The following is a 2,251-nucleotide window of genomic DNA, read 5'->3' as shown; positions in this document are numbered from 1 at the left end:
AAGTGTGGCAGTGAGACGGCGGGGGATAAGCTCCGTGCGTCGAAAGGGAAACAGCCCAGATCGCCGGCTAAGGCCCCTAAGCGTGTGCTAAGTGGGAAAGGATGTGCAGTCGCAAAGACAACCAGGAGGTTGGCTTAGAAGCAGCCACCCTTGAAAGAGTGCGTAATAGCTCACTGGTCAAGTGATTGTGCGCCGATAATGTAGCGGGGCTCAAGCACACCGCCGAAGCCGCGGCAACAGCGTGAGTTGTTGGGTAGGGGAGCGTCCCCTCACCGGAGAAGCAGCAGAGTGATCTAGCTGTGGAGGTGTGGGGAGTGAGAATGCAGGCATGAGTAGCGATAAGGCAAGTGAGAACCTTGCCCGCCGAAAGACCAAGGGTTCCTGGGCCAGGCCAGTCCGCCCAGGGTGAGTCGGGACCTAAGGCGAGGCCGACAGGCGTAGTCGATGGACAACGGGTTGATATTCCCGTACCCGTGTGTGGGCGTCCCTGACGAAACAGATCTGCTAACCACCCAAAAGGTGGCCGATCGGATCCCTTCGGGGAAAAGACGGTCGCCGGCTGCGTGGGACCCGGTCTGGTAGTAGTCAAGCGATGGGGTGACGCAGGAAGGTAGCCGTACCAGTCAGTGGTAATACTGGGGCAAGCCGGTAGGACGAACGATAGGCAAATCCGTCGTTCACACAAGTCCGAGAGGTGATGCATAGCCGATTGTGGTGAATTCGGTGATCCTAAGCTGCCAAGAAAAGCCTCTAGCGAGCACACACATGGCCCGTACCCCAAACCGACACAGGTGGTCAGGTAGAGAATACCAAGGCGTACGAGATAACTATGGTTAAGGAACTCGGCAAAATGCCCCCGTAACTTCGGGAGAAGGGGGACCCCCACACCGTCAACACCTTCGCGGTGGGCAGCGGCAGGGGGTGGCACAAACCAGTGAGAAGCGACTGTTTACTAAAAACACAGGTCCGTGCGAAGTCGCAAGACGAGGTATACGGACTGACGCCTGCCCGGTGCTGGAAGGTTAAGAGGACCCGTTAACCCCCTTTGGGGGTGAAGCGGAGAATTTAAGCCCCAGTAAACGGCGGTGGTAACTATAACCATCCTAAGGTAGCGAAATTCCTTGTCGGGTAAGTTCCGACCTGCACGAATGGCGTAACGACTTCTCAACTGTCTCAACCATAGACTCGGCGAAATTGCACTACGAGTAAAGATGCTCGTTACGCGCGGCAGGACGAAAAGACCCCGGGACCTTCACTACAACTTGGTATTGATGTTCGATGCGGTTTGTGTAGGATAGGTGGGAGACTATGAAATACAGACGCCAGTTTGTGTGGAGTCGTTGTTGAAATACCACTCTGATCGTATTGGACCTCTAACGTCGAACCGTGGATCCGGTTCACGGACAGTGCCTGGCGGGTAGTTTAACTGGGGCGGTTGCCTCCTAAAATGTAACGGAGGCGCCCAAAGGTTCCCTCAACCTGGACGGCAATCAGGTGTCGAGTGCAAGTGCACAAGGGAGCTTGACTGCAAGACCTACACGTCAAGCAGGGACGAAAGTCGGGACTAGTGATCCGGCACCCCCGAGTGGAAGGGGTGTCGCTCAACGGATAAAAGGTACCCCGGGGATAACAGGCTGATCTTCCCCAAGAGTCCATATCGACGGGATGGTTTGGCACCTCGATGTCGGCTCGTCGCATCCTGGGGCTGGAGCAGGTCCCAAGGGTTGGGCTGTTCGCCCATTAAAGCGGCACGCGAGCTGGGTTTAGAACGTCGTGAGACAGTTCGGTCTCTATCCGCCGCGCGCGTCAGAAGCTTGAGGAAACCTGTCCCTAGTACGAGAGGACCGGGACGGACGAACCTCTGGTCCACCAGTTGTCCCACCAGGGGCACCGCTGGATAGCCACGTTCGGACAGGATAACCGCTGAAAGCATCTAAGCGGGAAACCTTCTCCAAGACCAGGCTTCTCACCCATCAAGTGGGATAAGGCCCCCCGCAGACCACGGGATCAATAGACCAGACCTAGACACCCCGCAAGGGGCGCAGGGAACTGGCACTAACCGGCCGAAAACTTACACACACGCAACCACACCACACCACCCACACCCCACCACCAAACACATTTAAATAGAGTTACGGCGGAAATAGCGACAGGGAAACGCCCGGACCCATCCCGAACCCGGAAGCTAAGCCTGCCAGCGCCGATGATACTACCCACCCGGGTGGAAAAGTAGGACACCGCCGAACACACA

2 rRNA genes are annotated in these 2,251 nt (G+C 56.8%); both read left to right on the top strand.

What is annotated here, in order from left to right:
* Nucleotides 1-2,079: ribosomal RNA gene (locus AC5Y49_RS24545) — 23S ribosomal RNA — on the top strand; the annotation flags it as partial.
* A gap of 54 nt (nt 2,080-2,133) precedes the next feature.
* A 5S ribosomal RNA gene (gene rrf, locus AC5Y49_RS24540) occupies nt 2,134-2,246 on the top strand.
* The last annotated feature ends 5 nt before the right edge of the window (nt 2,247-2,251 follow it).

This window comes from Mycobacterium sp. NGS62, assembly GCF_059812285.1.
The sequence above is the reverse complement of the archived record's forward strand: the minus strand, read 5'-3'. Positions and strand labels throughout refer to the sequence as shown.